A 22,427-nucleotide genomic window follows, 5' to 3' on the forward strand; every position below is an offset into this window, starting at 1 on the left:
ATCGCTATCTCATGATTCTCTGCGTGATCTCAGAACTCTTGGCTCCTGCTTGCTCTGCTGGTTTGGTACCGGCAGAAAGGCCCTGTAGAGCGCCACCTACGCGGAAACCGGCCCACGCCATTGCGCCCATCCAGAAGGTGGGCAAAATGAGGAACATCGTCCCCATCACAAAGTTGAGCAACATGTCGCCGAAGGCATTGTTCAGCCCCATGATTGGGTCGAAGTTCGTCACTGGTCGGTTCCAGCCCCAACCCCAACCGTAGAGCGCGTCAAGAATCGTGCTGTCGATCCACCGCGCGAGCTGGAACCAGAAGTCCACGAAGAACAGTCCGAACTGAACGCAGCTCATGGTGACGGCGGTTTTCAGATCATAGGTGCCGAGCATCAGTATCAACGGTATGCACACCACCAACGCCATCTTCAGCAAGGACAGCACCATGGGCACTGCCTGGCGGACAACATCTATCGCCGGGAATGCGCCCAGCGAGCCAACGGCCAGGCCCAGGTCCCCGGCGCCACGAGCGACGATGTTGGGCACGGATTTTTCGATCTGCCCGCCATAATCGGTATACACCTCGCCCTGGTTCAACTTCTGCTGTCGAGGCGATACCAGTGTTCGAATCACTGAGTCATCGAGATCCGGCCTGGGCATGAATCCGGCCCAGAACGCCAAGCGCATATGCAGATCCGGATCAACTTGCTGAAGCACGCGGGCGCGCAGCCCATTGCTGCCGGATGTCCACCAGTCTTGGCAGACGGGATAGCCTCCACCGCTGGGTACCTGTGCCAGTCCCGCATCTCTGCTGGTGTTGTACGCCCAGGCATCACGGGGCGTGCTGGAGCGGTAGGTGTCGTAGTAACCGGGGCTGTTGAGGAATACGTTCGAGCCGATCCAGGTCACGTCGAGCATCTGCTCTTCGCTGAGTACCGGGCGGGTCATAAAGAGTTTGGCGCGTGCCGGACCATAGCAATCATGAGTGAAATCGGCGATTTCCTGGGCCAGAATCGGATCATCGATTCGTGTACTGTCGATTTCCATCCGCATCTGCCGAAGGTCTGTACCGCAGGGGATCGCGGCCACGGCGGCACCGGAAACCGCTCTTGAAAGTGCATGGGTGAAGAACCACCACACAGGTACTTTGGCGCTTTGGTGGTTGATCATTGAAAACGACTGCGACCACCCCGTCTCCGAGGGATTGGGGACCTTGACCTGACATTGTTCAGAGCGCCCTCGGTCGAACTCGATGGTGTGCAGATCGATGTCGATCAGGGGAATCCCAGCGAACATGATCACCACAATGGCCACCCAGATACGGTTCTCGATGCGCATTGCCGAGAGTACGCCCTTGTTGCCCTCGTCGGCGCCTTCGGTACGAGCCTTGAGCCACTCCTGGACAACAATGGCGAGGAAGGGGATGGCGAATACGCCGCTGGCGACGAGCACGTTCCAGATGCCGTTGTGCACAATCCAGCCAACCAGCGTCAGGTAGTACTCCAGGTAATCACTGGTGTGGAGTGTCATGGCTTCCTCCGTCCTATCCGAGTGATAGCAGTTGGCTGCTTTCGAGTGCAATTACGGTCACTGCGGTGGCGATTTCGGCACGCATCAGTCGGCGAGAAGACGCTGCTCCCTGTTCCCGAGCCAGAAGTCGTCGGCGCATCCACCACCAGCCATAGGCAGTGCCGAGGTAAAGGATCAGACGCCAGGCCACGAACCACGGGGCCTGTTGGTCGAGCCAGAGTTCCCAGGCAGGGATGCTCCCCAGTATTTGGACGCCCAACACGTTGGCCAAGACCGCAAAAGTCAGCACCACCAATCCCCACAGCAGGACGCGCCCCGATGAGCGAATCAGTCGCCGCGAACTGACGGTCATTGCAGATCCTCCATGCCAGGGCGTTGCTGTGGGCCCTGTAGCTGTTTGAGGCGATCACGGGCCGGGTCACCTTGATAGATGGCTCGCGAGGCGGCTGCGCGGGTGCTGTGCCGCTGGATAATGGCCATGGGCGAGTTGTTCGCCAGCTCGCGGCGAAGTTCCAGCTCCGTTTTGAGGTTGCGGATTTCACGATCGAGGATGTCGCTTTCCTGCGTGACCGCCGCCAGTGCCAGCTCGTTCGCGGCCACGTTGGGTTCCAGGCGACCGGTGAGCAGGGTCCGCTGGAGCAGCAGGGCCTTCTCCATCACACTGGCCAGCGCGACTTCCGATGCCAGGCGACGGGCCAGAATGTCCTGGTCCGGTTCGTCGCGCAGTGCCTCGATCACGCCGCGAGTGATCGGCAGTGAAGCGCTACTGGCCGCTTCCAGGTTGCCGAAACTCGTAGGGCGGCTGCCCGTGATCAGCTCCTGCAAGGCTTCAAGCTTGTGTTCGTACTCTTCCTGGATCAGAGGTGTCAGGCCAACGCCGGGGGTGGTCTGGGTCTTGGTGCAGTTTTCGCAGGTGCGTTGCTGTTGTTCGCCCAGAACTCGCACGGCCCAGTCGGCGGCGGCTTGTGGCGAGCTCCATGTCTGGCACGCCAGCCGGTTGTCGCAGGAGGTCGGATCGATAGTCGAGGTATCGGTGACCCCGCGGCCGTTGACCAGGTTATAGCCGGCCTTGGTCACGTCGCTGATGACCTTGATCGAGGGTTGTCCGGAACCGCCGGAGTTGTTACCACCGACCCATGGCACCCCCTGATTGCCCCGGCTGGACTCGGCCTGCTCAATGGCTGACACCGCGTCTTTGCTGGCCAGTGACTGTTTGAGCGCCATCCCTTCGGCCAATTGCCCCCATCCAAGCTGGCCACCTGCAGCATCGGCCATACGCTCCGCCATGGCCCGGCAGGTCATTTTCGAACGGTCAAAGTCGATCCTGGCTTGCAGCACGCCATTGGTCAGCAGGTTGTACAGGCCAGGATCCGCACGCTGGATGATCAGCGCCGGTAGCGAGGCCACTGCGCTGGACGCGCTCTGAATCACCGACGACATGATGTTCTGAAAGCCATTAGTCATGCCGTTCAACTGATTCTGCAGCGTAGTGGTCAGGCTCATATCGCCACAAATCAGGTTGCTGTTCCAACCCGCGCCAACGCCGATCGAGCGCATGCGCGGAGCACCGGTCATCGTCACCGCCCGACCGCCGCCGATGCTGTAGAGCACGTCATCGCCAATCACGCTGCCGTGGTGTTGCAAGCCGTAGTCGTCGGGTCTTGCAACACTTGTCGATGCCAGGCCCAGCATCAACAAACCAACCCCAATGCGGCGGCTGATGCGGAGGAATCTTCGGGGACGATTCATGGTGTTTAGCCTCAGTTGAAATCCGTGCTGCTCAGGAGCACCTGGCCGCGTTTGCGACAGCAGCTGTAGGGGCGCCACAACGCCCACGCGTAATCTCCCTGCTTGGCTTGTACCAAGGGGGTTGTGTGGGGAAACACGGCGCATGAGGGGGAGAGGTGAGGAGTCAGTGCTTGCCACTTGCCGGTTTTTGCATCGCTCTCGAGCAGCGCCCCGGCTGGCCAGTAACCGGCGCTGGCACGGGCTAGCAGTGGCTGATAGACGTGGGGTTGTCCCCGACGTGTAACGATGTCGCCGGCGCGCTGGGCGATCACTGCAGCGGCCTTGTAGTCGTCGGCCTGGTGCAGGAACCCTCCGCGAGGGTAGACCGCGCCCCAGAGGTTCAGTGAGCTTCGGTTGCCGATTTCGCGTTGCCCTGGAACCAGGGACTCCGGATACACCATCTCAGGCACGTTGTTGCGCCAAGCGAGAGCGTCAAGCGTACTCAGGAAGTATGGAGCAAAGGCCGAGCCGGCACCTTTGCAGCTATAGCCTGAAGCGCTGGCGAATTGACTGAACACGGCGCCACCGGGGTGGCCGATCACATCGGCGTTTTTGAATTTTGCCAGGTTGTTTTCATGCTCCTGGTTGGTGGTTCCGTCGCCGCCAGCCTTGGCCGCCGGGTTCGGCATGCCCATGGGGCGCACTTCCAGCCAGGGATTCTGGCCGGTGTTTGAGTAGACAGACACCACGGCGTCCGGAATGTAGTGACGAACCTTCACTGACGTCCGCACCCGACATCCAAACGGGGTGCATTGCAGCCAGTAGCAGACGCCTACCACGCGGTAGTCCAGGCAGTCCGTTGAAAGCGTAGAAGGGAGGAGGGTGGCAGTGGTAAGCGCTACGGCCGGTAGGCTGGTGATCAGCAGGAAGGCGCTGAGCAACCTTCGGTCTTGCCTGCTGAGAAATGATCCAAGACGCATCATTTCTCACTGCTCCGAAACGCCTCAATGGTTTGCAAGGCGCGTTGTACGTTCGGCTCGCCATAGACGACGTAGCGGCGATCGACAACGACAGCGGGCAAGTGGGTAATGCCTTGTTGCCAGGCATCGGTGATGCCCTGGTAGGCGCGGCCGATTTCATGTTGTAAATCAGGGCCGCCGACGTCTAAGCGCCGACGAACCATAGCGGCAGCCCGCTGTGGGTCGGTCGGTAAATTTTCCTCCAGCTTTGCCTCGATCTGTTGGGCGCGATCGAGATGCACCACTTGTACGTCTCCCACCGCCTCAAGTTGGATGCTGCTGGCGCTATAGACATGTACTTGCGAAGCGCTGGCTCCAGCTGTCCAGAATCCGACACATAGTGCACAAACGCGCAGCCATTTTTGACCGCGCAAATTTGAGCAAGGAGGGCGCAAGCGCGGCATGTGAGATCTCCAATGGGCAATTTATAGCGAAGGAATACTGGATTTGATCGCAGATCGGAGACAACAGCTGCTGACAATGAGCAGTTCGTGAAAACCGCTTAGTGGATGCGGCGTTGAATTCTGAAGTGGTGAGCAAGATTGTCGACGAGGCAAAAAAACGGGAGCCATAAGCTCCCGAGTGGACTAGTTCGCCAGTGCTTCAATGGCTGCACGAGAATGCTCCCGCCAGTTCGGATGGACTAGGCGGCCAGCCAGCAGGCTGGCTGTTTTTCGTAGTTGCTTGGCCGTCTCGTAGTTGTCCCACCCCGACTCGAATGAGGCTTGTCTGTATAGCTTTTCGACCTCTTGCATGACAGACGTGGCCTGATCATCGGAGTCGACCGGCCTGATCCACCTAACGCTGTGACCTGTCGACTCGCCACAGAGCACCAAGTGATGGCCAGGGTCTTTTACGTAGAAGAGCTGAGGAGCAAAACACAATGCTAGTGCATCCTCACTGAGATCAAACAAGTTGTCTGCCAGCGCTGTTTCAGCAAGGGCTATCGCCTGTTCGACAAGACCACATTGTCCGATGTGGAGGGTGCTTGAGCCCCACCAGGTCCCGTAGATGGGGTCGTCCTCCCGATACTCCACTTCACCCACACAGGTGACGGAAAGCTGCTTGTGGAAAACGTCCTGGCGGATGTAGGAACTGGGTCGATAAGGGTTGGTTACAAAAGGCTCGCCATTAAAGAAAAGGATCTTGGTTTGCATGTGGAGTTCCTCTTGAGAAATCGGACTCCAGTGGTCCCTGGCGGGTACAGGAGTCCGCAGGGGAGGTGATGCCAGCCAGATGGTCAATCTGGAGGAGTGAGGCGCTGGGTCTAGATCAGACCCGCTTCGGCAAAGGAGAACGGTTGTCCCTGGCCCACGATGAAGTGGTCAAGCAGGCGAACGTCGATCTCCGACAACACCGACTTCAGTCGTGCGGTGATGATCTTGTCGGCGTTGCTTGCCTCGGTATCGCCAGAAGGGTGGTTGTGGCAGAGGATCACAGCGGCAGCGTTGTGCTCCATGGCCTTCTGAAACACGATTCTTGGGTGGACCGTGCTTGAGTCGATCGTCCCGTGGAAAAGTGCTTCGCAGGCAATAACGCGATGCTTGCTGTCGAGAAAAGTCACCATGAAGACTTCGCGCAACTCTTTCATGAGTTTGAGTCGTAAAAATTGACTGACCTCTTGTGGGCTTGTCAGCTCGGGCCCACGTTGGAAGGTGCGTTGCTCGAGTATCTGCAACGCGTAGGAGACGATCCAGTCGTCCGGGGTGATGGTGAGGCTCGTTGGTACGTAGCGTTTCAACTGAGTGAGGAGTGGTGCCTTCATGGGGGCCTCCATTGGCATGACTGGAGGCGAGCGCTCCCGGAGGGGCGAACCCTCCAAGGATGTGAACATTGTGCATCTACCGTCACGCTCGTGACGGCTGTTCGCGCAACAGATGCGAAGCGAACGCTGTCGATCAACACCAACAACGCGTGTCATAGCCTTGAAGATCGTGGCTATCTGGGCATGTCGCTGACTACGTCAGCAGGCATTTCTACTGGGGTAGAGGTTCAATGCCTCGTGCCCGATCAATCCGTTCTGCAACCTTGAACGCCGCCTCCAGCTCGCTGATGCCCAGCGTTTGCATCAGTTGGAAGCGCTCGGCCTTTTCCTCGGGCTCGGTCATGGCCAGGGCCAAGTGCAGGCTTGGAGGGACGGCACGGAACAGTACTTCCATCGACTTCGAGAGGATCACGCCTTCGGTAAACTTGCCGGCCTCTTTGCGTGCTGAGAGCATCAGCGCCTTCTGCGAAGCATTGAGTTCGCGAAAGCGCGCAATCTTCTCGACCTCATCCGGCGGCATCGACAGGCAGATCCACCACTCGATCATGTTCAACATGGATTCTGCAGCTTTGGGCAAATCGTCCAGGTTCTGGGTCGCGAGCCAGAACCAGGCGCCGAGCTTGCGCCACATCTTGGTGATCTTGACGATATAAGGGGCGAGCAACGGGTTCTTGGTGATGATGTGTCCTTCGTCCGTGACGTTGATAATCGGGCGCCCGAGGAATTGGTCCCGTTCGGCGATGTTGTTCACGGTGTTGATCAGGGTGATGTAGGCGATCGACAGCTGAGCGTTGTAGCCCTCGCGGGCAAAGGTCGCGAGGTCGACGATGGTGATATCGGCTTCGGGCCAAGGTGTTCCTGGTCGGTTGAACATCTCGCCATCAGCGCCCTGACAGAACATGTCCATGGCATCGGCCATTTCCAGCAATCTGGCGCTGCGAGTCTCCGGCAGCGCGGTATTGCGGCCCCGGTCACGCAAGGCATCACGCACATCACTGGGCAGCACGCTACGGGTTTCGCTTTTGCAGCGGTGCGCCGCATCGAGAATGCACTGACGGATGAGGCTTCGATCAGCGCGGGTCATCCGTGCTTCTTCTTTGTCTTCGCCGCCGGTGATCATCAGTCGTGCAGTGATCTCCAGCTCGCCGAGTACATCACGCTGCTCATCGCCTTCGATGGCAGCGTTCTCCTTATCGTCCAGTGCGTCGGCATCGAGGGTTTGAACCTCGGCAGGTGTTTCGACCAGGCGCAGAGCATCCGCAAAGGGTGCCAGACTGACTCCAGCGCCCGGGGCCAATCTGACGCGGTTGACGCTCATGCCTAAGCGAGCTGCAAGATCGCCGAACAGGCCGAAGGAGTTGCCGGCTTCGACGATAAACAGGCGCGGTCGATAAATGGCGGTGATCTGGTTGAGGATGTTGTTCAGTGTTGCACTCTTGCCTGAGCCGGTGGGGCCGAACAGGAAGAGGTGCGCGTTCATCTGCCGGTCCAGCCGGTTCAACGGGTCGAAGGTGACGGTGCCGCCGCCGCGGTTGAAAAAGGTGATTCCGGGATTTCCCGTGCCCTGGTTCCGGCCCCATACCGGGGCGAGATTCGCGGCATGCTGGGCAAACATCAGTTGGGTGTACCACTGTCGCTTGTCCTTGGCGGGGTCGTATACACACGGCAGCCAGCGCAGGTAGCTGTTGAGCGGTGCGACTTCATCTTCCTCTCGCACAGGTTGCAGGCCGGCGTTCAACAATACGTTCCCGAGGCGCAGCCCTCGCGCATCAAGCTCTGCCTGATCACGACCACGCAGGCAGAAGCACAGCGACGCGCGATAGAGCTTGTGTGCGCTGCCAATCAGGCCACGCACCTGTTTGACGTCGCTCAGCGTTTGCTCCGAGGCTAGGGTTTCACCGACCGCCTTCTTGGCCAGGTGATTCAGGTGTGCCTCAAGGGTGTCTTGTGGCGTGACGACGATGGTCAGGCACAACACCGTGTCTTCCGGCATCTGATCGAACAGGGCGTTGATGGCGTCACCGCTTTTGCGGGTTTCACCCGTCAGGTGGCCCGTAGTGGGAGGCAGGCGTAATCGGTCCACCACCATGGTGCGGTGAGGCAGCCCATCGAAAAACCACAGGCCACTCTTGACCTCGGAACGGGGCTGACCAAAGAACAGCCGCTGAGAGAAGTCGGTGCCGGAGGCTAGCTCCAGTTCACCGGCGTCGAGATTGTCGGGGTAGCGGGTGATTTGGTAGAAGCGCTCGCGGTCTGGCGCATCGGGTCCCAGGTGCGTGGGATGCGGGTTGAACCAGGGCAACAACCAGGCGTGAATGGCCCCAGCGTCCAGGCGCTGCGCTTTTACACCGGCGTTGGCCAGGCCTCCCGCCAGGCGTTCACAGATGATATTCAGCGCTTGTTCGCTGGATTGACCGCGGCGGGCCAGCCCCTGGGCTCGACGATAGACGACCAGTCGAGTGCGTCGGGTCTGCCCGCGCCATGGCAGGCGGGTCACGGTGTTGTCCTCAAACAACCCACCGGGCTTTGCCACCGATTGCAGGTGGTGCCCCATAAAACGAAGGTAGTAATCGGTGAACGCAGTTGCGCGTGCGCGAGGCTGGATGTAGGACTGCAGTCCCGTCAGGTAAGGGCTGCAGTCAGTGTCGTCCTGTGCGTAAAACTGGATGATCCATGGGGCGTCATCCAGTTCATCGAAACTGTCCTGAATGGCGTTTTCCAGGGCATCGCGGGCCTGGGTAAGCCAGCCGTCCTCACGTCCTTCGGTGCCGATCGGCAACAGCTCGAAGAAAGCCGCGACCGAGACACCGTCGTCGAGCAACATGCATTGCGATTCCGGCAGGAACTCGACCCAGGGCAGCAAGTCGGCGAATGAAGGCGCAACCCGATAAAGGGCTTGCTCATCCGCCAGCGTGGCGTGGCGTGTGCGCTGTTGACTGTTGCCGTTAGGCATGGCAATGCCATGGGCCCTCAGGCCCCCGACGTGTTGCTCCCAGGCCCCAATGGGTGAAGGTTCATCGAGGGTTGCGGCGGCACGACGCTTCCAGAATGGCTGAGTCATCAGTAGTCCTCCAGCCGCTCGCCGGGCATGGCGTATTGCACTCGCTGGTACAGCGGGAAGACGGTGGTATAGCCCGGGACGGGGACCGGATCGGTGCCGGCCAAGTGCGGATACACGTACATCAGCAGGTCGGGATTCGGTAGCCGGTGGAACTGGCGCTGAATTTCTGTTTGCGCGGTGCGCGTGTAGGTGGCGTTTGCAGCCTGGACCTCCTCCAGGTCCTGGTGATCGAACGGGCGGCGCAGTGATTGCCGAGCATCCAGCAACTGCCGGGATGCTTGCCCACCCTGAGTACTGCCCCCAGTCTCTTCATGCCAGATATTCAGCATGGTCTGTTTGCCGTGGGGAAGCAGCTCTTCCTTGCTGGTTGAGCAGCCGGCCAGCGCTACGAATACAGCCAAAACCCACAGCGGCTTAGTCCAGGTTCGGAGCATATTGGGCACCTCCAAGGCGGTGATCGACTTTGCGCCCCTGCGGGTCGTAATCGAGGGTGAGGGACTGTTCGATGTGCACGGCGACCGGAGCGCCGGGTTTGACGTAGACGGCGGCAAAGGCCTGCCCATATAGGCGGTTCACCCATTGCGACATCTTTTGAACGCCACCAGCCAGAATGCGCCCCATGGCTTCATTGCCACTGATACCGACGGTGCCCAGTGAGCCGTTGTTGCCGGCGACAACGGCCACGTTGCCGTTGTCCGACTTAATCAGGGAGGCAGCGCCGGCACCCGCGGCAGTGATCAGCGCCTGGGTACCGAGGTACTGCTGCGCGTTACTGCGGCGGTCACCGCTGACGCACGGAATGCCGTGGGGGTCGCTGATCCAGCCCAGGCCATCCTGGAGGTTGGAGCTGGGCTGGCGGCTACTGCCCCGCTCGTTGTCTTCCGGCAAGGTGCGGATCGTACCGTCATGAAAAACGAAGGTGATGGAACGGATCTGGCCGCGCACGCAGGAGAGCGTCCAGTCGCCGGAAGCTGTGCCGCTGACCACGGCGCCTGCCACATCGGGAATATCGATGCCGTTGGCGGTCAGGTTGTCCGGGCCGACAAGAACCTTGAAGGGGTAGGGGTCATTGACGGTCCCATCGATAGGCACGCGACCGATCAGTGCCGTCATCGAGATGGCGCCTATCAAGGTCGAGTTGCTCGGTACGGTGTACACCGGTCTGGTGCGGGACTTACTGCCGCTCACAGGTTCCCTGGCGATTTGACGACCCGGTTCGGCCAGCGCCTCCCGAGTGTTGTCGAGGGTCTTTTGAGCCGGGCTGAAGCTGCTGGGGAAACTGAAACTGCCAGCTTTGTTTGAGCGGCCTTTGCCTTCAGAGCGTGCGTCCTCGGGCTCGATCCACCTGACGCCGGTCTCAATGCCTTCGGCATCGCCGGCCTCGAGCCCAAGACCCACTGGCAGGTCAGCGTGGCCACTTTGGCCGCCCAGCCCCTCCAACTGACGTTGCAGATCCTGCAGCAGTTCCTGAGTCTTTTCTCGTTCGTTGAGCATCTGCTCGTGATCGTTCTGGAGCTTCTTTTTCTCCGCTTCAAGCGCGCTATCGATACGTCGTTCGATGGTGCCCTCGCGCAGGCGCAGCCGTTCGTTTTCCGCACGCTGCTCCTTGGTTTCCGACATTGCACCCTGCAGGTCAAGGCGCAGCTGCTTCACATGACCGACCAGCGTGGCCACTGTGTCCTGAGCGGTGTCACCCTCGATGCCCAGAGCCTTGGCTTCCTCAGCGGTGAGCTTGGGAGTGGTGGCGTGATCCCGGGGGCTGCCACTGCCGGAAAATACTTTGATGCCGACGAAAACCAGCAGCAATGCCATTGGGATCATCAGCCACTTCAACAGACCGTTACCTTTCATGACCGTCTCCTTGGCCGCTGGCGGCCGGGAGGGTCAGGCTGGCGTCGATCTGGCCAATGGCGGGTAACAGTGCTTTATTCAGTCCGCCTGATTGGGTCACCAAATACACGACCGTTGTATCTTCTGGCGTTCCGGCGGGTCCCAGAGCTGCGTGCTGGAAGGTTGCAGTGACGAAATTGCCCTGCAGGGCCCGCGGGTCCAGCTCTTGCCAGCGAACAGAGGTATTTTTCAAGCGCGCTGCGGTCACCCACAGATTGCCTAGGCGCCAGGCCGAAAGAACCACGGCTTCTATCGGCAGCGTAGGCAGTAGAGTGTCCAGGGGCAGTGAGCGGCGAAGGATGACCTGGGTGATGCCGGGGACAGGCTCCAGGGTACGCAGTGGCGCGTAAAGGCTTTGAGAGGCGTACCGTGTCAGTACCACGGGTACTGGTGTTTCATGGGGGTCGAGATCGACAGCGCCCCCTGCGTCATCGGCATCGTCGTCAGTTGGTGACCCTCCGTAGCGCGGAGCCGGGCCCTTGGCTTCGACAATGCGAACGGGTTCCAGAAAGGCTTGTCCGGGCTCGGCCGCCTCGGCGGCGATATCCAGCAGAATCAACGTGCCGGTGTCGGCATCTTGAAGTTGCAGACGGGTTGGTTTTATCGGTGCGCTGGCACGTAGGTAGACCGCGCCACCAGCACTTTGTACCCGCAGCTTGTCGCTGATGGAGGGCGGTACGCCGACACGCACATTGCGATCGATAAACACCACGCGCTCCTGATCTACCACCAGTGGAACCGCCAGCGGCAGCCGCTCCCAACGCAGGATCTCCAGCGCCTGGGCGCCGCTTGAGAGGGCCGCTGTTAGAAGAACAAAAGGGATGTGGAGGCGCTTCATTGTGTTTCTCCCATGACGCTACCCAGCCCCGACACAGGGGCGACAGGCGCGACGGAGTCGGGGTGAGCGATACGCTGAGGTGCGCCGTTGTAGCAGTCGAGCATGAGGCCGAAAGGGTTGCGCTCGGGATCGAGGTCGGCCCGCGATACCTTGATCGGATAGCGCACCAGAGCCCGCTTGACTTGTTCCGAGCCGAAATACTCATCGGCCGTCAGGTCCAGGGTCACGACCCAGTCCCGGTCCGAGACCACCTCAACGCGCCGACCGGGATCATCGCCATAGCCCCGCCCGGGAATCTCATAAACCCCACGTACGCGCTGGCGCAGCTCTCCAGCGGCACGACGCTGCTCATACTCGGTACGCAACGAGGTCTGGCAGGAGGGCGTGAGGTAGGCCGACAACGCCTGAATATTGCGGGCATAGTCCTCATCGCCATTGGTGGGCCAGCGCTGGAGCTGCTGCCAGATGTAGAAAGTGAAGGCGTAGACGCTTTCTGGCGGCACTTCCCACCACTTTCTGACGCTCCCGGAGCGCAGGTCGGGCGGTACATGAATGGTCAGATCGCGTGGGGCACTCCACCAACCGCCCCCCATCATCAAAGTAATGAGTAGCAAGGCTCCTGATCCACCGCGCAAGGTCTTGATGTGCGATTGCAGGTGAGTGATTTCATTCTTGAAGCGGCTCACGGTTGCGTTCTCCGAATGCTCCAGAAACCGGAGCGCAGGACCAGCACCTGGCCACCGACATACCTGGCCAGGCTTGGGTAGCGCAGTAATATCCACCACTGAATCTGCCGGTACAGCCAGGTATCGGGTCGACCGCGTTTCTGGCGACGAAGCAATCCCCCTCCGGCAAATACGCCGATGCTGATGGCGAGGACGATGGCAGTAGGCACCATGGCGATGGTCGAGAAGGCGAAGGCGAGGGCAATGCCCGCTGCCAAGCCGACGACGGCAGACAGACCCGAGCAGATCCACAACTCGTCTGCGGTCAGCCCCCGCACCACGACAGGGTGGCGGTTGAGACGGTTGGGAAGGAAGCTGACGGTGCCGTCTGGCCGGACATCGTGAGACTGACCCATGACGACCTCCTCAAAGCACCCCAGTGGCTTCGGTAAGCAGCCAAATACCAACCACCAGTAAAACCGCGCCGATCGCTACGGTCAGACCAAACTGGCCCCAGGTTTTACGCCCGGTGTGGATCTCGGCGTAGGTGCCATAGGCGTGGTAACACACGCCGATGAACATCGAGGCGACCACCAGCAGCGCGACGAGCATGACGATGTCGTATCCGTAGTTGCGCAGGGTGTCCATGATCCCTTTCCCGGAACCTCGAGAAGGGTCTTCCAGTGTGGGCAGGCCCTGAGCTTGAACCAGTGAAGACATCCAGGCCATGGCAATGGCAAAAGCCCGGCGCGGGCGTTGGGCGGTCAAGATGGAGTGCGTTGTCTGCATCATGGTTGGGAGCCTTTTCATCAAGAGAGGAGGAAGAACGTCAGAACGAGGTACAGCGCAAAAAAACGTACAGCGACACCCAGAAACTGACGTTGCGAGATACGTTGCTCGGACCAGCCGACGTAGGCGGTTCGCAGGGCCCAGACACCCCACAGCAACAGAACGGCGAAGACCAACCCAATCAGTACCGACGCGGTGGCAAAGGGCGTGAAACCGCTGTTGGCTTGAAAGGCCGCGAGCTGCATCGTCGTCATTTGATGACCTCCAGTTCTGCTACTTGGCGGTAGCTACCGAGCAGGGCGTCGGTGTCTCTTGGCTGGGCTCGTTGCGGCGTCAGGTAGTCGTGAACACCCACCTGGATGCGCTGCAAGTCAGCGCTCAGTCGCTGGTAGTCGAAGTGATAGCGGGATCTTTCTTGCGGGGCGGAGTCAGCCGATTGCTTGGCCAGGCGATCCGCCAGGGCAAGCTGGCGTAACAGTGCAGCGAGCAGCTCTGGTTCTGAGGGGATCTCACTGGCGTGTACAGGCTGGGCCATCAGTATTGCTATGACGACGAACACTGGTAGTGCCTGGTTCAAGAACAGAGATTGTTTGCTGATCAACTTCATTGCGTCGTGCTCGTTTGACGTGAACGGCACCATGGTGAAAGGACGCGAGGTTTCTCACTGCAATGAATGGATCGCGGGGGATCACCGTATTGAGGTGACTAGTGAATGGGAAGGCGTACTGGCACGGACTTGAAGTGTCAGAGGGGAGTTTGATGGATGGGTTTTTCTCAATTTTTAGTCCCTATGCAGATGAAAGTAAAAGTTTAATTGAATAGGGTGATGACTTGACGGTCTCTAAGTCTTAACATGGCAAAGTTGAATTTCGAATTAACCCTCTGAGGAAAATACAGAATGTCCCGTCTAGCCGAGTTTCGTAAACTGGAGCAGCAGCTCGCCACCCAACTTGCAGAACTCGAGTCGATGAAAAGCGATTCCGGTTTGAAGAAAGAGATGGAGTTTGAAAGCAAGCTGCGTACGTTACTGGGTGAGTACGGCTTCAGCTTGAAGAATATTATTAATATTCTGGATCCAGAGGCTGGTAGCCGACTCTCGACGTCAAAAGGTGCACCGGTAAAAGTAGCTCGTAAGGCGCGGGATGTGAAGAATTACAAGAACCCTAATTCGGGCGAGCTGATCGAAACCAAAGGTGGTAATCACCGTCAGTTGAAAGAGTGGAAAACTGAATTTGGTGCGGATGTTGTTGAGTCTTGGCGCACCCAGTAAGGGATGCTCCGATCCACTCAGATAAACGAGCCCGCGTCCTCATGATGAGGTACGGGCTCTTGACTGAGCAAGCCTGTAATCAGAAGCGCATACCCTGGAACGGATTCCAGCTTTGTTCACCTTTCACTTCTTTCAGGTAGTACGAGTAGTTGGTCATGAGCGCATAAGTCATGGAGACAGCGACGTTCAGACCCGTGGTCAACGGTTTGGGAAACTCCATACCCAAGATCTCAAAAATCACACTCAACACGACATTGATCGCAAGTATGATGCCCAGCATTGCAAGATTTTTCTTCCAGAGCCCCAAGACGAACAGGTAAATAGGGCCGAAGAAAAATGCAATCACGTTGGCGTTGATGAGCATTTTCTTCTTTAGGCCAGGCAGCGTCTTAATTGCCGCCTTGTATCGTGGGTCGCTTGGTGAACCATAAGTATCAAAAAAGTTGAAGCGTTCTTGCCACTTGGCGCTGTGTTTGCTGGCGCTTTGTACTTGTTCGTTTGTGTTCATTTTTGCGATTCCTGATATTCCATAATGTGATGCTTTTTCTTCCGTTGTTTTCTGTGATGCTTTTTCTTTTTTTAGCGTGCTGATTATATTGCTTTTTTGAGAGGGGAGTTCAAGTGGATTTCCTGAGGCGTTTACTCTGCCCGATTTATTGCGGACTCCACGACACTTGGCCACTCGGCCCAAGAGTATTGGGTATTCGTTTCAGGCTCACCTGGATCGCATCGCCAAAGGTCAGGTCGCCATTACGACCTCAAGGCCGTGGTAGACACCTACAGATATTTCTTAAAACTCCCGGCCATTATGTTCACCGCAAGCCCCAGCATGATCGCGCCGGGCAGCAGAATCAGTAGCGGGTTCACGCTGATGGGCGATGCGAGATACACAACCCACGGCAGCACAGCTAGCGGCAGCACCGACGCCTTGGCGCGGTGGTAGACAAACCCCGACTCGCGCCCGGCACCAAAGCGTCGAATGTCTCGCCGCACCAGTCCATCCACCAGGCCGACAAAGGCACTGAGCAGAAACAGCGGCGCGGCGAGCACCAGGATGAGCACACGAACCATCACCACCAGTGTGATGAAGGCCGCGGCGATCAAATATTTCTCCAGCCAGATGTAGGCCTGGCTGACGAAGTATCGAAAGTCCTTGGCACCACTGGTGGCCGCTGCGGTCTTGGCTGATTTCTCCCGTATCCAGTCGGCCAGGTGGCTTTTCACGAAGATCCACTCATAGGCCTTCTGGACCAGTTGATGCGCCGTTCGTCCAGGTTCCTGTACTACGGCGCTGCGCGTGAAGTTTTCGGAAAGCTGTGCCAGCTCAAAGCTCAGCATGTTGGACGCATGCTGCCAGCCTTCCTCGGGCCAGAAAAAGTGCATGCCCAGGCATTCGATTGTGATGCTCAGAAGTAATGAGCCACACAGGACACCGAACAGATGAAAAGGCAGGGCGATGAGCGTTGAAATCAACCCGCGATTCTGGTTTTGCTGAGGGGGTGCTGTCGAAGAGGATGAACTCATGTCGAGACATCGTTCTGGGTAAGCTCACCTGCGGCCATCTGCCTGAAGTCATCTTGCAGGTCATCGGGAATAGGGGCGTTCTGCAATCCAGGCAAATCTGCGTTTTCCCACCAATCCCCAGCGTCTACGTAGTGCTGACGCATGTAGTCTGCCAACTGTTGCAGGTCTTTGGGCATCACTTCGTCCGGATCGGGAGCGGGAAGTGGCATGCGGACTTTCCAGAGGCGCCCACCTTCGAGCAGGGCAAAGGCCTGTCCTTTGGGCAGGGCGACAATGTGTGCTGGCTCGATCAACGGGACGCTGGATGTGGTAATGCGGTCATGGGTGTTGGATGTGAAATCGGTGCGCCCACGAATGTCCGAGCTGTCGGTGGCGCCGCTCATCAATGAGGTGGTGTAGACCTCGACTTTTGGTAACTGCTTGGTCAATAGCTCGGCTGTCGCCGTCTCCCGTACGCGCAGCATGAACAGGTTGTTGAAGTTGCCGATGACCTGGCCGGCTTTTGCCCGGTTTCCGATCTTCGCTTCGATATCGCTCAGCGTCTGGGTATACGCAGTGACTTGCAATCCTGCGCCACCTCCCTTGTTCACCATCGGCACAAACTCATCGCCCATCAGTTCGTTGACTTCATCGGCGTGCACGTTGATCGACACCCTCGCATCCGCTACCGCGCCCGGTAAACCATCATCAATACCGAATTTGTAGATGTGCCCGGCAACCGACACCAGATCGCTGAACATCGAGTTGCCGACGGCTGCAGCCACCTCGGGATCTGACAGGGCATCAAGGCCGACGTAGACCACCGCGCGTTTGCGGATGACCTGCATCCAGTCGAAGATCGGCCGCGAATCCTCCAGGTCGGAGTAGTTCGGTGCCAATAACTGGGCGATCTTGCCGGTGGTGAGCTTTTCCAGAAGTGGCAGGAGAGAAGCGACGATCTTGTCGAAGTAGGTCCGGTCATAGCGAACCGCGCTGCGCAAGCCATCGAGCACCGGGTCGTAGACCCGCACTTGGGACAGGTACTGTTCGATCGCGACGACCCGTTTGTCGCGTCCGATCATGTTACGAGGGGTGTTCTTCTCGTTGAGTTTGGCCTCGATCTGAACGATGACCTGCCATGCCTTGGTGTCGGTCCTGGCAAAGAACTGTGCGGCGTACTCCATGAACAATGCATCGATGTTGACCACATGACGCTGAATCAGTTGGTAGTCCGGGCGTTGCCCCAGTTCCACGAGCGCACGGGCGATGATGTTGACGAAGCGCCAGGCGAACTCGCGAAAAGCAGCAGAGTTGCCTTCGCCGGATAGCTGCCCGGCAATACGGGATGCGACTTCGGATATCCGGCCAAAGCGACCAACAGCGTTGTAGCGCGCCGAGATATCCGGCCAACCCAAGTGGAAAACGTAGAACTCGCCTTCACGTCCGGCGCGCTTGGCTTCGACATAGGCTCTTTTGAGCAGGTCGGCATCGCCTTTGGGGTCGAAGATGATCACCACTTCGAACTCGTCCTGGGCGTTGCGTCGCCGGATGTCCTGGGTGATCAACAGCTCGGCGAGCCGAGTCTTTCCGACGCGGGTCGTTCCCAGCACCAAGGAGTGCCCGACCCGTTCGCCCAGAGGCAATGTCACCTCCACTTCGTTGGGTTCGATGCCATGCAAGCGAGCTTGACCACCGACTGGTGGAAGGGGCTGGGCAGGGTTCAGCGGATGATCCCAAGCGGTGAGGCGAGCGAGTCCGGACCATGGAGCCGACGCGAATTCCAGACGCTCCTCCAGGCGTCGGGCCATGCGATACAGCCGCGTCGGTTCAACGTAAGCGCGAAACTCCGGGCGGTAGGTCTGCATCAGTCGATGGGTGTGGCGCTGATCCCACAGAAAGCCTCGACCGATGAACAGACGCTTTTGACTGACCGGCACCTCGCGGCTGGTCATCACATAGCGGGGCAGGCGCCGGATGTTGCGGCGGTACCGCAGGATGATTGCGGCGTCACGCATGCGCATAGCGCCAAAGCCAAGAAAGCCTAGGGCTGAGCCCAGGCCCATGGATGGACTCAAGGCAAGGGACCAGGGGGCGATCAAGCACAAGACCGCAGCGCTGAGGCAGACCGCGACGGAATAGAGTTCGACCGCAGGCCTAAGAAGGACCTCGACAGCGTGAGGCTGGGCCAAGGTACCCGCTCACTGCTCAATGCCGGTCGGCGTAATCAAGACCGGGTAGTGTTCAAGTCCCAGGCGTTCGGCCATGTCGTCAGCCGTGGTAGGAATCAGCTTCAGCTCCGGCGCTTCGCTACGCAGTTCGGCCAACGCTTGTGGGGTTGCAACGTTGACGACCAGCCCCACTGCGCCCAACGCCTGCAACGCTGCGCCGCGCTGGCGTAGCCATGCTCGGGAGTGCTCATCGTCGCCTACAAGAAACAATGGCATCAGCCCTGGCGCCTTGATGGCTTTGCGTACTACCTGACCAGGCGATAGCAACGTAGTGTGAACCGGCAGCATGCTCGCCTCGCTGACGGGGGCGATGGTAGCCACCTGCGGATTGACTGACGGTGATCGGAAGCCATCGGCATCTTCCTGTTCTGGATCCAGTGCAAGGTAGTAAGGCAGCGCGGAAATACCGCCTCGGTCTTCAACAACGATCAGGGAGGAGGGTGGCGCCGCAGTTACCACTGGGTGAGTCAGCAGGGCAATCACCACCAGCGTGATGTTTGAGGCCAATGCTTGAAGATGGAGTCTCATGGGGATTTCCTGTTGGGTGTCTGTTTTGCGGTGGGTTCGCCCTGCAATCGCGACAGGTGGTGGCTGACACTGCGTCGATAGCGCGCGGCGGGTGGTCCACCTGCAGGTCGGTGATAGCGGCCGATGGCGAGCAACACATCCTCACCGGGTTTGTGCTGTTCGCGCAGAATCTGCGCTGCGATCGCGAGGTTGCGGTAGGGATCCAGTAATTCGCAGGGGTGCAGGTAGCGATGTTTCTGGTAGCCCAGGTTGATCTGGCCCAGCCCCGCGTCAATGCGGGTCGGTTTTGTCTGGCGAAGGGCTCTGAGCAAGCCTTGGCAGGCTTCCAGGTGGCTCTTGTAACGCTGGGGCGCTCCCGCCACGTTCAAGGTCCAGGGCCATGGGACCAGTCGCGAACCGCGCTTCAACCCGCTTTCCTGCAGGGCAATGGCATAGAGCACGGTGGGTGAAATGCCAGACTGTTGGGCTGCCATCTGGTAGGCCGGCGGAGGCACAAGCTGAGGTTGTGCCGCCGCGTGATCGATTGATGTGGCGATCAGCAGCAATGCGCCGGCCACATAGAGGGCTATTGGCGTTGCCATTGGCCGTCCACCCAGCGCACCACTGCGGGCAGGTCTCCCGGCAGATTGAGCGACAGCCAGCGACCGGCATCATGGTTCAGAGTGATCTGTCCGGCTTTCACTTTGCTCGGGGCAATCTTGGCGCGACGAGCCCACTCACGGATCGTTACATCGTCTTGCGAGTTGCCAACCATGTAGAGATCGAATTCAGCTTCAGCGATAGTTAGGCGACTGATCAGGTGCTCGCAGTCGTTGCAGTTTCTCTTTACGAAAACGGCGAGCCGCCCAGACCCTGTTGGCATCAAGGGGGAACTGAGGGGAGGACTGTCCTCGCCCAGGCTGACCCGCTGCAGGTCCGGGTAGAGGTGTCTCCAGGCTTCGTCGTAGGCTCGCTGGTACACCAACAACTTTTCGACACGTATGGCTTCGGCTTGCACCTGCAACTGGGCGTAATGACGGAGCTCGTCGTCGTTCCGTGCCTCGATACCCAGGGCGGTCAGCGGATCGATGTTGGGGGAGTACACGCCCAACGGGCCTTGCATCAGATGACGATAGCGTGCCCACTCATCCTGCTTCAGACCCCATGACTGCGCCTGATACTCATCGTCGCCAGTGGACCGGCTCTGAAACTCCTGGCTTGAGCGAGTGTGGGAGGAGATCACTTCGGTATTGCGGGCAATGGCCGGAGAAGTACCCCAACTCGACAGGATGAGCACCAATAAGGTGGAAAGGACTGTAGGTTTCATCCTGCCCTCCTAGGGTATGGCCAGGCGTAATGCCTGACCTTCACGGAGGAACACTGCGGTTGCGCCATCGATGGCATCCAGTTGCCACTCGGCAGTGCTCTCGCCCTGACGTAGCAATGTGGCCTCGCCAAGTGTTGATGAACCGCTCGGCAGAATGACCAGGAAGCGTTCGCTGCCACGCAATTCAACTCCATTGATGGTGAAGGGCGGAACCTGGGGCTTGATCTTCTTGGTCTGGGCAATGGGCCGCGGTGGAGTGATGGAGGCGGCTTCGCGTGGGGCATCTACACGGGTCGCCAGCGCTTCGATCTGTGCCAGCAGTGGAAGCAAACTGGAAGGAGCCAAGCGTTCATTCAGTGCTGATTCGATGGTTGCCAGTTTCTGTTTCAGATCCTGGTGCGATCTATCGGCGTGCGCTTTCAACTGCTCTGTCGCTTGCTGGCGGGTGTCTTGGATGGCTTGACTCAGGTTTGCGACTTGAGTCTCCAGAAGATCAATTTTTGCATCCTGTGTGCCGGCTTCAGCCTGGCCTGTAAGTCGAGATACCTCGGCCTGATTGAGCAGAACCAAGGTGCTGAGCAAAAGTGCCCAAACAATGACGGCAATCTTCATCAGTCTGCGTACACGATGCGCACGTGTAGGGCCTGTCATCAAAATCATGACCGATCTTCCAGTGCTGCCAGTGGTGTTTCCATCTGGGACGGGCTATCGCCGACATCGATTCCTGGAGGCATCACGCGGACAAAGCAGATCTGACGTAGGGCGTCATCAACCTGAAGTTCCCAAGAGGCTCCTGACAACGTCAGCAATCCATCGCGCAATGACAGTGGCCCTAATCGATAGTGAGCCGCTGGCAGGGGCAAGGTAGTGAGTGGACTTATTCCGTCCAGGTCGCAGAGCTGATAGCCAGATCGCAAGAGCATATGGCGTAGCGCATCACCCACGGTTGTATCCAGGCTGGGAGGAATAGCGACTTCGACTACTTGTTGTAGTAAGTCGCGCTGGTGAGGCTCTGGAACCAGCTCGATGAGGGTGTAACGTCCGTAGCGAACGACGGGGACGGAAATTGGGGGCGCTTCTGAGGCTGCCTCCAATGGGACAACGCCGGATGAAGGTGATGGGAGCTGAGGTGCTATACACCCGGACAGCAACCACAAGCTGAACAGTAAGGTGAGTGAACGAAAGGCGAAGGTGCACATGCGGCAAATCCCCGGGGTCGGTGATGTGCCACCATCGCTCTCTATGCGTTATCCATCAGTAAACAATGGGTATTGCTGATGGTCCGGATTATTGCCAGATGAGTGGAAGGGCAGTCGGGGCTAATTGAATGCCGGCATTTTAATCCGCTGGCGGTCAGACTATCGTCGTAAGAGGTTTCATATCGTCCTCGTTGGCCATACCCATTAGACGCAGAAGGTTGGGGCTTGGGACGTTACAAGATACAAATTCCCAACTCTTTGTCAGCACTTATGATGATTTATTCTTCGTATATGAAGGCGTAATGATTATCGATTGGTCGCTGCAATTGGCTATCGATTATATTTGCAATTATTTTGTTACTGTCATGGTGCATGAAAAAGACGGAAAGCTTGGCCGACAGTGCAGCCCAGCGTTGGGTTGAAGTCGATCACGCCACGCCATGGCATGATTTTTTGAGTGTTTTGCCGATAGTATTATTTCTGGTTGTGGAGTTGATTAATTAAAGAGTGCTCTTGTTATGAAAGGTTTTTGCTTGAGGCTGGCTAAGGGTTTAGTTGGTTTTCCGAGTGGTGAGAAAATACTTAGATACTAATAAATTTAATTGGCTCTGTTGGGAAGCTGGTTGGGAAGGATGAACATTTTATTTTTTTAGAAAGAATGGATTCTAAAAATAAAACAATCCCACCTTTTATATGCTCTACGTCTGGCGATCTTGACGCTATCACTGCAATATCCCAAGAGTCACTGCTGGCTTTCGGGGTGGTGACCCAAAATATATAATCCCCGTTGTCAGTGATGCCGATGGGTAGCAGTCCGTTTTCATTAGGGTAGAGAGTGTAGTTGTAATAGTTTTCGTCATATTCAATCAGTGAGGTAAGAGTTTCTAATATTGTTTTTTTCTGTGAAAAAAAGTTGATATTCTCGTTTTTGCTGAATACGTTAAATATAGTAATGAATTCAGCGGTATGTCCTGAGCCATACGTTTCAATAAAATCAATGTAGTCGGAAGGGAAAGAAATACTGTCATCAATCATAGGCCAGCTCGCCCCTTGACTAGCTTCCTTTGGAAACTTTGGTGGTGTTAGTATTTTTTTTAAACTTGAGATTTTCATAAA

At 58.0% G+C, this 22,427-nt stretch carries 26 protein-coding genes; 1 reads left to right on the forward strand and 25 read right to left on the reverse strand.

Annotated elements, in window-relative coordinates:
- Positions 1-4: 4 nt before the first annotated feature.
- The 16 genes from ACZ5BO_RS12055 to ACZ5BO_RS12130 all read right to left on the reverse strand — a co-directional run bounded on the left by ACZ5BO_RS12055 (position 5) and on the right by ACZ5BO_RS12130 (position 13,884).
- Entirely contained in the window at positions 5-1,522 is a 1,518-nt protein-coding gene (locus tag ACZ5BO_RS12055; protein WP_464699914.1) for a conjugal transfer protein TraG N-terminal domain-containing protein, read from the reverse strand.
- 13 nt (positions 1,523-1,535) lie between these two features.
- A complete protein-coding gene (locus ACZ5BO_RS12060) occupies positions 1,536-1,874 on the reverse strand; it encodes a hypothetical protein (RefSeq protein WP_464699916.1) in 339 nt (112 codons plus the stop codon).
- Positions 1,871-3,214: an integrating conjugative element protein gene (locus tag ACZ5BO_RS12065; RefSeq protein ID WP_464701240.1), complete on the reverse strand. Its 1,344-nt coding sequence runs from the start codon at positions 3,212-3,214 to the stop codon at positions 1,871-1,873. Before ACZ5BO_RS12065 ends, ACZ5BO_RS12060 begins: the two co-directional genes overlap by 4 nt.
- 68 nt (positions 3,215-3,282) lie before the next feature.
- Positions 3,283-4,233: a TIGR03756 family integrating conjugative element protein gene (locus tag ACZ5BO_RS12070; RefSeq protein ID WP_464699918.1), complete on the reverse strand. Its 951-nt coding sequence runs from the start codon at positions 4,231-4,233 to the stop codon at positions 3,283-3,285.
- Positions 4,230-4,673 (reverse strand): TIGR03757 family integrating conjugative element protein, encoded by a 444-nt coding sequence (locus tag ACZ5BO_RS12075; protein WP_464699920.1) that lies wholly within the window; start codon positions 4,671-4,673, stop codon positions 4,230-4,232. Before ACZ5BO_RS12075 ends, ACZ5BO_RS12070 begins: the two co-directional genes overlap by 4 nt.
- A gap of 183 nt (positions 4,674-4,856) precedes the next feature.
- Positions 4,857-5,426, reverse strand: a complete 570-nt coding sequence (locus ACZ5BO_RS12080) for a hypothetical protein (RefSeq protein ID WP_464699922.1) — start codon at positions 5,424-5,426, stop codon at positions 4,857-4,859.
- A gap of 110 nt (positions 5,427-5,536) precedes the next feature.
- Positions 5,537-6,034 (reverse strand): RadC family protein, encoded by a 498-nt coding sequence (gene radC / locus ACZ5BO_RS12085; RefSeq protein WP_464699924.1) that lies wholly within the window; start codon positions 6,032-6,034, stop codon positions 5,537-5,539.
- 211 nt (positions 6,035-6,245) lie between these two features.
- Positions 6,246-9,095: a conjugative transfer ATPase gene (locus ACZ5BO_RS12090; protein ID WP_464699926.1), complete on the reverse strand. Its 2,850-nt coding sequence runs from the start codon at positions 9,093-9,095 to the stop codon at positions 6,246-6,248.
- Positions 9,095-9,529, reverse strand: coding sequence for a TIGR03751 family conjugal transfer lipoprotein (locus ACZ5BO_RS12095; RefSeq protein ID WP_464699928.1), 435 nt, complete (start codon positions 9,527-9,529; stop codon positions 9,095-9,097). The genes ACZ5BO_RS12090 and ACZ5BO_RS12095 overlap by 1 nt, the downstream gene beginning before the upstream one ends.
- Positions 9,510-10,946 (reverse strand): TIGR03752 family integrating conjugative element protein, encoded by a 1,437-nt coding sequence (locus tag ACZ5BO_RS12100; protein WP_464699930.1) that lies wholly within the window; start codon positions 10,944-10,946, stop codon positions 9,510-9,512. The genes ACZ5BO_RS12095 and ACZ5BO_RS12100 overlap by 20 nt, the downstream gene beginning before the upstream one ends.
- Positions 10,936-11,823, reverse strand: a complete 888-nt coding sequence (locus ACZ5BO_RS12105) for a TIGR03749 family integrating conjugative element protein (protein ID WP_464699932.1) — start codon at positions 11,821-11,823, stop codon at positions 10,936-10,938. Before ACZ5BO_RS12105 ends, ACZ5BO_RS12100 begins: the two co-directional genes overlap by 11 nt.
- A complete protein-coding gene (locus ACZ5BO_RS12110; protein ID WP_464699934.1) occupies positions 11,820-12,509 on the reverse strand; it encodes a PFL_4703 family integrating conjugative element protein in 690 nt (229 codons plus the stop codon). The genes ACZ5BO_RS12105 and ACZ5BO_RS12110 overlap by 4 nt, the downstream gene beginning before the upstream one ends.
- Positions 12,506-12,904, reverse strand: a complete 399-nt coding sequence (locus ACZ5BO_RS12115; RefSeq protein WP_464699936.1) for a TIGR03750 family conjugal transfer protein — start codon at positions 12,902-12,904, stop codon at positions 12,506-12,508. The genes ACZ5BO_RS12110 and ACZ5BO_RS12115 overlap by 4 nt, the downstream gene beginning before the upstream one ends.
- 10 nt (positions 12,905-12,914) lie before the next feature.
- Positions 12,915-13,217 carry a TIGR03745 family integrating conjugative element membrane protein gene (locus tag ACZ5BO_RS12120; protein WP_464701242.1) on the reverse strand — a complete coding sequence of 101 codons (303 nt, stop codon included), beginning with the start codon at positions 13,215-13,217 and terminating at the stop codon, positions 12,915-12,917.
- A gap of 80 nt (positions 13,218-13,297) precedes the next feature.
- Complete coding sequence (locus ACZ5BO_RS12125) at positions 13,298-13,531, reverse strand: TIGR03758 family integrating conjugative element protein (protein WP_464699938.1); 234 nt, start codon at positions 13,529-13,531, stop codon at positions 13,298-13,300.
- Entirely contained in the window at positions 13,528-13,884 is a 357-nt protein-coding gene (locus ACZ5BO_RS12130) for an integrative conjugative element protein, RAQPRD family (protein ID WP_464699940.1), read from the reverse strand. Before ACZ5BO_RS12130 ends, ACZ5BO_RS12125 begins: the two co-directional genes overlap by 4 nt.
- Positions 13,885-14,175: 291 nt before the next feature.
- Here ACZ5BO_RS12130 and ACZ5BO_RS12135 point away from each other — a divergent pair, with 291 nt between their 5' ends.
- Positions 14,176-14,547, forward strand: coding sequence for a histone-like nucleoid-structuring protein, MvaT/MvaU family (locus tag ACZ5BO_RS12135; protein WP_464699942.1), 372 nt, complete (start codon positions 14,176-14,178; stop codon positions 14,545-14,547).
- Positions 14,548-14,626: 79 nt separating this feature from the next.
- On the opposite strand, the gene ACZ5BO_RS12140 is transcribed toward ACZ5BO_RS12135, so the two are convergent.
- The 9 genes from ACZ5BO_RS12140 to ACZ5BO_RS12180 form a co-directional block, all read right to left on the reverse strand.
- Positions 14,627-15,055, reverse strand: a complete 429-nt coding sequence (locus ACZ5BO_RS12140; RefSeq protein ID WP_464699944.1) for a DUF2628 domain-containing protein — start codon at positions 15,053-15,055, stop codon at positions 14,627-14,629.
- A 269-nt stretch (positions 15,056-15,324) separates the two neighbouring features.
- A complete protein-coding gene (locus ACZ5BO_RS12145) occupies positions 15,325-16,071 on the reverse strand; it encodes a TIGR03747 family integrating conjugative element membrane protein (RefSeq protein WP_464699946.1) in 747 nt (248 codons plus the stop codon).
- Positions 16,068-18,239, reverse strand: coding sequence for a type IV conjugative transfer system coupling protein TraD (gene traD, locus ACZ5BO_RS12150; protein ID WP_464699948.1), 2,172 nt, complete (start codon positions 18,237-18,239; stop codon positions 16,068-16,070). Before traD ends, ACZ5BO_RS12145 begins: the two co-directional genes overlap by 4 nt.
- Positions 18,240-18,248: 9 nt before the next feature.
- Positions 18,249-18,806: an integrating conjugative element protein gene (locus ACZ5BO_RS12155; RefSeq protein ID WP_464699950.1), complete on the reverse strand. Its 558-nt coding sequence runs from the start codon at positions 18,804-18,806 to the stop codon at positions 18,249-18,251.
- Complete coding sequence (locus ACZ5BO_RS12160; protein WP_464699952.1) at positions 18,803-19,387, reverse strand: transglycosylase SLT domain-containing protein; 585 nt, start codon at positions 19,385-19,387, stop codon at positions 18,803-18,805. Before ACZ5BO_RS12160 ends, ACZ5BO_RS12155 begins: the two co-directional genes overlap by 4 nt.
- Complete coding sequence (locus ACZ5BO_RS12165) at positions 19,372-20,112, reverse strand: TIGR03759 family integrating conjugative element protein (protein WP_464699954.1); 741 nt, start codon at positions 20,110-20,112, stop codon at positions 19,372-19,374. Before ACZ5BO_RS12165 ends, ACZ5BO_RS12160 begins: the two co-directional genes overlap by 16 nt.
- Before the next feature lie 9 nt (positions 20,113-20,121).
- Positions 20,122-20,772, reverse strand: coding sequence for a hypothetical protein (locus ACZ5BO_RS12170; protein WP_464699956.1), 651 nt, complete (start codon positions 20,770-20,772; stop codon positions 20,122-20,124).
- On the reverse strand, positions 20,769-21,311 hold the full coding sequence (gene pilL2 / locus ACZ5BO_RS12175) for a PFGI-1 class ICE element type IV pilus protein PilL2 (protein ID WP_464699958.1): 543 nt from the start codon (positions 21,309-21,311) through the stop codon (positions 20,769-20,771). The genes ACZ5BO_RS12170 and pilL2 overlap by 4 nt, the downstream gene beginning before the upstream one ends.
- Positions 21,312-21,893: 582 nt before the next feature.
- A complete protein-coding gene (locus ACZ5BO_RS12180) occupies positions 21,894-22,424 on the reverse strand; it encodes an SMI1/KNR4 family protein (protein ID WP_464699960.1) in 531 nt (176 codons plus the stop codon).
- Positions 22,425-22,427 lie beyond the last annotated feature (3 nt).

The organism is Pseudomonas sp. FFPRI_1 (assembly GCF_055384485.1).

Excerpts from the sequence above, each read along its gene's own strand:
- pilL2 (WP_464699958.1), bottom strand. The coding sequence starts at position 21,311 with ATGTGCACCTTCGCCTTTCGTTCACTCACCTTACTGTTCAGCTTGTGG.
- ACZ5BO_RS12145 (WP_464699946.1), bottom strand. The coding sequence starts at position 16,071 with ATGAGTTCATCCTCTTCGACAGCACCCCCTCAGCAAAACCAGAATCGC.
- ACZ5BO_RS12160 (WP_464699952.1), bottom strand. The coding sequence starts at position 19,387 with ATGGCAACGCCAATAGCCCTCTATGTGGCCGGCGCATTGCTGCTGATC.
- ACZ5BO_RS12115 (WP_464699936.1), bottom strand. The coding sequence starts at position 12,904 with ATGGGTCAGTCTCACGATGTCCGGCCAGACGGCACCGTCAGCTTCCTT.
- ACZ5BO_RS12140 (WP_464699944.1), bottom strand. The coding sequence starts at position 15,055 with ATGAACACAAACGAACAAGTACAAAGCGCCAGCAAACACAGCGCCAAG.
- ACZ5BO_RS12065 (WP_464701240.1), bottom strand. The coding sequence starts at position 3,214 with ATGCTGGGCCTGGCATCGACAAGTGTTGCAAGACCCGACGACTACGGC.
- ACZ5BO_RS12180 (WP_464699960.1), bottom strand. The coding sequence starts at position 22,424 with ATGAAAATCTCAAGTTTAAAAAAAATACTAACACCACCAAAGTTTCCA.
- ACZ5BO_RS12135 (WP_464699942.1), top strand. The coding sequence starts at position 14,176 with ATGTCCCGTCTAGCCGAGTTTCGTAAACTGGAGCAGCAGCTCGCCACC.
- ACZ5BO_RS12060 (WP_464699916.1), bottom strand. The coding sequence starts at position 1,874 with ATGACCGTCAGTTCGCGGCGACTGATTCGCTCATCGGGGCGCGTCCTG.
- ACZ5BO_RS12120 (WP_464701242.1), bottom strand. The coding sequence starts at position 13,217 with ATGGCCTGGATGTCTTCACTGGTTCAAGCTCAGGGCCTGCCCACACTG.
- ACZ5BO_RS12100 (WP_464699930.1), bottom strand. The coding sequence starts at position 10,946 with ATGAAAGGTAACGGTCTGTTGAAGTGGCTGATGATCCCAATGGCATTG.
- ACZ5BO_RS12170 (WP_464699956.1), bottom strand. The coding sequence starts at position 20,772 with ATGATTTTGATGACAGGCCCTACACGTGCGCATCGTGTACGCAGACTG.
- ACZ5BO_RS12130 (WP_464699940.1), bottom strand. The coding sequence starts at position 13,884 with ATGAAGTTGATCAGCAAACAATCTCTGTTCTTGAACCAGGCACTACCA.
- ACZ5BO_RS12155 (WP_464699950.1), bottom strand. The coding sequence starts at position 18,806 with ATGAGACTCCATCTTCAAGCATTGGCCTCAAACATCACGCTGGTGGTG.
- ACZ5BO_RS12125 (WP_464699938.1), bottom strand. The coding sequence starts at position 13,531 with ATGACGACGATGCAGCTCGCGGCCTTTCAAGCCAACAGCGGTTTCACG.
- ACZ5BO_RS12055 (WP_464699914.1), bottom strand. The coding sequence starts at position 1,522 with ATGACACTCCACACCAGTGATTACCTGGAGTACTACCTGACGCTGGTT.
- ACZ5BO_RS12090 (WP_464699926.1), bottom strand. The coding sequence starts at position 9,095 with ATGACTCAGCCATTCTGGAAGCGTCGTGCCGCCGCAACCCTCGATGAA.
- radC (WP_464699924.1), bottom strand. The coding sequence starts at position 6,034 with ATGAAGGCACCACTCCTCACTCAGTTGAAACGCTACGTACCAACGAGC.
- ACZ5BO_RS12075 (WP_464699920.1), bottom strand. The coding sequence starts at position 4,673 with ATGCCGCGCTTGCGCCCTCCTTGCTCAAATTTGCGCGGTCAAAAATGG.
- ACZ5BO_RS12105 (WP_464699932.1), bottom strand. The coding sequence starts at position 11,823 with ATGAAGCGCCTCCACATCCCTTTTGTTCTTCTAACAGCGGCCCTCTCA.
- ACZ5BO_RS12070 (WP_464699918.1), bottom strand. The coding sequence starts at position 4,233 with ATGATGCGTCTTGGATCATTTCTCAGCAGGCAAGACCGAAGGTTGCTC.
- ACZ5BO_RS12080 (WP_464699922.1), bottom strand. The coding sequence starts at position 5,426 with ATGCAAACCAAGATCCTTTTCTTTAATGGCGAGCCTTTTGTAACCAAC.
- ACZ5BO_RS12165 (WP_464699954.1), bottom strand. The coding sequence starts at position 20,112 with ATGAAACCTACAGTCCTTTCCACCTTATTGGTGCTCATCCTGTCGAGT.
- ACZ5BO_RS12095 (WP_464699928.1), bottom strand. The coding sequence starts at position 9,529 with ATGCTCCGAACCTGGACTAAGCCGCTGTGGGTTTTGGCTGTATTCGTA.